General features: G+C 60.8%; 3 protein-coding genes and 1 pseudogene. 3 read left to right on the top strand and 1 reads right to left on the bottom strand.

What is annotated here, in order from left to right; all coding sequences use genetic code 11:
* Positions 1-270 precede the first annotated feature (270 nt).
* Positions 271-1094 (bottom strand): annotated as a pseudogene (locus tag C2847_RS13080) (transposase family protein); the annotation flags it as partial.
* A 309-nt stretch (positions 1095-1403) separates the two neighbouring features.
* Between C2847_RS13080 and C2847_RS12215 the strand changes: the two are divergent.
* The 3 genes from C2847_RS12215 (at position 1404) to C2847_RS12210 (ending at position 3666) form a co-directional block, all read left to right on the top strand.
* A complete protein-coding gene (locus C2847_RS12215) occupies positions 1404-2246 on the top strand; it encodes a hypothetical protein (protein ID WP_128415182.1) in 843 nt (280 codons plus the stop codon).
* A 190-nt stretch (positions 2247-2436) separates the two neighbouring features.
* Entirely contained in the window at positions 2437-3189 is a 753-nt protein-coding gene (locus tag C2847_RS12020; RefSeq protein WP_244187487.1) for a hypothetical protein, read from the top strand.
* 246 nt (positions 3190-3435) lie between these two features.
* The gene (locus C2847_RS12210; RefSeq protein ID WP_128415181.1) at positions 3436-3666 is read left to right on the top strand and encodes a hypothetical protein; all 231 of its coding nucleotides are present in this window, start codon (positions 3436-3438) and stop codon (positions 3664-3666) included.
* Positions 3667-3914 lie beyond the last annotated feature (248 nt).

Here is a 3914-nt window from a genome sequence, read left to right as displayed (position 1 = left end):
TCCAGAGACGGCCTCACCTGGCAGGGGGTGCGCTCGGGGACGGGCCAAGGCCTCTACGGCGTGGCCTACGGCGGGGGCCGGTTCGTGGCGGTGGGGCGAGGAGGTGTTATTCTGACTTCCCCCTAAAGCTCTAAAGTCGCTCTTCGCGCACAAAGTGGAGTCCGCAGGGGTAAAACCTGCAGGGTCTATGCGCTCGGAAGGGGGAAGGGTACATAAAGTCAGTGAAGAGGAGCAAGAGAAGTCCTTCTCATGCCTTGGTTTGCTACCTCGAAGCTCCACCCCTGCCATCTTCAGGAGGACCCGACTCCGGACGAGGTTGTGGGCCAAAAGGATGAGGTTCACCCTCGCCACCAAGCCCCAGTAGGACCGGGCCTCCATCCGGTGAAGCCCTAGGGAACGCACCATCACGCCCAAACGCGTCTCTATCCAGTTCCTCACCCTCCCCATCCATGCTCTCCAAGGGGTGGCTACCACCTTCCCTCCCCGGGTGCGGTAGGGCGGCGTGACCACCCCCTCCACCCAACGAAAGCCTCGATCCCCTAGGACATGCTCCAAGCCCTCCAGAAGCTCCCTGGCCCAGGTCTCCCGGGCATTCCCAGGTAGAAGGGCCCAGCGGTGAAACAGCCCCCGGTCGTGGATGACTCCCACCAGGGCGTAGCCCGCAAAGCCCCGCAGAGGGCCGACCCCAACCCCGGAACCAGGCAGGGCATAGCCCCGGATGCGGTGGCCTTGGGCCATGGGGAGGGGCTTCGTCACGGGCGTAGCCCGTATCTTGTGGTCCACCACGTGCAGGAGGCGGGGCCCCTGGGCCAGGCGGAGGGCCAGGTGGGCCAGGAGGGACTGGGCGTTTTGCAAGACGCGGAGGAAGCGGGAGAGGTGGGGTAGGGAGGGGAAGTAGGGGCGGAGGAGGGCTTGGGCGAGGAGGTAGCCTTTGCTGAGGTCGAGGCCGAGGAAGGTCAGGAAGAGGGCGAGGGTCAAGAGCTCGGGGAGGGTAGCTTTTGGGTGGCGCTGAGGTTTGGGGAGGCGGATGCTTTGGGCCTTGAGGGCGTCAGGAACGTAGCCTTCGGCTGACCGACCCAGATGTAGGTAGCCACAAGGAGGGTTTCTGCGGCAAGCTACGGGCTGTGCCCGTGACCAAGATGGTAAGTCAGCCGTCAGGCTATGTTCTGGGGATGCTCGCGATCGGGTCGCATGGCATCCCCCTTTTTTTCTTATACCCAAGGGGTGCGGGTCAAGTAGCAAACATAAGAAAAGTGCCTCATGCCCCCAGGGCAGCACAGCCAAAACCCTCCTCCAAAAGGCTGTTCCCTTGAACCAAACCTGACACAGGCGGGAACCTTGACAGTGAGGGGGAGCAATGGTACCCCTTGAGGTGTAGGGGCAGAAAGCGAGGGGGTGGAGAGATGTTTGTCGAAGTGCGGGGAGGGGTGCTTCTGGTGACCCTTTTACTCCTCTTGCTCAGCGCTTGCCAACTGCTTCCCTCACCTGGTAGGGAGATGGGGGAGAGAACAAATGCTGTCCCTGCGCATGTTTCCCAGGCTCTTTCTGTTCCACTAGCGAACCAAGACCTCCCCAGGGGTCTGACCCCGCAGTCCGCCAAGGGGCTCTACATAGTCTCTAGGATGGTATACGACATCGAGGGGAGACCAGCTTACCTGGCAAACCTTCTGGGGAGAGAAGAGGTTTTTGACAAGGCTTTGGAAAAGGCGGATAGGAGGGAGAGGGTATACCTGACGGGGCTGGTCAAGGATGTTGCCTTTTACGGAGACGTGTTCCCAGCAGGGGTCTTGCAGCAGATCAGCGCCGTTTGCCCCGAGTGCCAGTTGGGGTACCACGGGCACCTGCTCTATGGTATTCGCCCAGATGGGACGTGGGTGGACACATGGGGCAAACCCCTGCCTGCGGGGTTCGTGGAGGAGGCTAGAAAGTTTCGGAAGGAGATGCGTGCAAAGCACGAGGAAACGGGCTTTCTCAGGGAGCTGAGTAGGCGATGGGATGATCTGATTCAAAAATCCCCCTTTCTTCGGGATTGTGCCCCTGGGGGTAGGGGAGTACCCTCCGGCCCTGGACCTGGGGAGGGAGTTTTTCCGCGAGGGGCTTTTCCCGCAGTACGCGGAACCCGGACAGTGCCTCTCCTGGTTCCTGTGGTGGTGTACAGCCTACCAGAACAGCGGCTACGTTTCCTTCACCGCCAGCACGGGCAGGCTGCCGGGGGATTTTGGCAACTTGCAGCGAACTGTGTTTGACTTGCAGGGAACCCAGCCTAGTTGGGGATGGCAACCTTCGCCCCAACAGCACTACACCAACCCCCTCCTCGCCCCTACCATGCAAGGACAGAACACCACATGGGGAGTATGGGACTTCGGGCCAAGCGGGCTTTGGGACCTTGAGAGAAATCACGTCATAGGGTGCGGTCCTGTTTCCCTCATCCGGATCTTGGAGGTCTACCGCCTTCGGGGCATGCAGGGGATGCCCAGCGTGGTCACACTTCGCCTTCCCCAGGACAACATGCTCTTCTCTGGGTGGACGGTGAGTTCGTCGGGCACGTTCCCTGTGCTGCGCTGGGATCCCAGAGCGGGCTGGGTGACGGAAAACCTGCCCGTTTGGGGGCAGATGGCCCTTTGGCCGGTGAAGATAGGGGAGAGGAACGGGAAAAGCGTCTATAACGCTTGGCTTTCCCAGCGGATGAACGGCAACTACTTTGTCAGCGGGATGATGGTCCTGCCCAAGGATTACCAGGCGGGGGGCAACGCGTGGTTGGCGGACAACCTTTTACCAGTGCGCATTCGAGGGGAGTGGTTGTGGGACTTTACTTGGGGGGATCTCTTGGGGAGCATGCCCGGCATCAACTGGTTTGTCTACACGCAATACACCTGGCGGGTGAACGGGCTCGTGAAGCGGACCATGGGGCAGGATGACCTGCCCATGGTGGCGCTGTACGATGTGGGTCAAGTACCCAATGGGTTTTCTTTCCAGGGGATTCATTATGCACCCGCCTACCGGTACCGGACCATCGAGTTTTGGGACTGGGCGTCCAACTGGGTCACGGTGGATGACGGGAAGGAAGGGGTTTTCCACAGCAACCCCTCTGCCCCTGGGCATTTGGTTCCCGGCTATCCCATGGAGGTCTACCTAGGGGACTACATGGACCTCAGCAACGGACTCTTCCGCATCGCCAACACGCCTTGAGGGGGTGAGAGCATGCATTTGTTTCGCCTAGGCCTTCTCTTCTTTTGGATGAGCCTGGCCTTTCTCCTTTCGGGGTGCCCTCTATTTAGGATTACGGTACCCCTGCACGCCCCGATCCTCTTTTACCCCCAGGAGCCCCGCCTGTGCCCAAGAGGGGTCCAGTTGGTCCTGAGGGGTGAGCCTTATGGGCAGGTGATCACCCGGGCCACCCAGAGACCCCCTTCCCCCCCTCCTGAAGGGAGTCGGGTGATGGTTCCTATCGATCCTGTGGGGGTGGTGGGTTACCGGAACACCGACCCTCGGGAAACAGATCGGTTCACCCTCCTCTGCTATACAGACACGGGCCAGCTCTTAGGCCCCGGGCCCAAGTTCCCCCCCAGGGACTCTCCTTTAGGGGATCCCCTTCTGGTCCTCGTGGAAGACCCTAACGTCCCCGCTAGGGTGCGTGGGTACTGGGCCTATGGGTTCTACGAGTGACGGTGGTTCTCCGGTGGGTGGAGGAGTAGGCCTTCTCCCCATCGGCCTATCCCCCGACCTTGGGCTCTCCTCGTCATGATGTAATACCTTTCCCGCTGAACCCTTCGCTTCCTTCCCCTGGGGGAAGCCCTGGGTACCCTTTCACCGGGGCCCCCACGGGGACAAAGTCCTCGTGGGGTGTTATGAGAGGCTGTCGTAAAAGTCTTGTATCCTTGAAGGGTGCAGAGGACACGCACATCTTACCCCAG

The sequence above is a fragment of the Thermus tenuipuniceus genome (genome assembly GCF_002964845.1).
Classification (GTDB): domain Bacteria; phylum Deinococcota; class Deinococci; order Deinococcales; family Thermaceae; genus Thermus; species Thermus tenuipuniceus.
The sequence above is the reverse complement of the archived record's forward strand: the minus strand, read 5'-3'. Positions and strand labels throughout refer to the sequence as shown.

Excerpts from the sequence above, each read along its gene's own strand:
- C2847_RS12215 (WP_128415182.1), top strand. The coding sequence starts at position 1,404 with ATGTTTGTCGAAGTGCGGGGAGGGGTGCTTCTGGTGACCCTTTTACTC.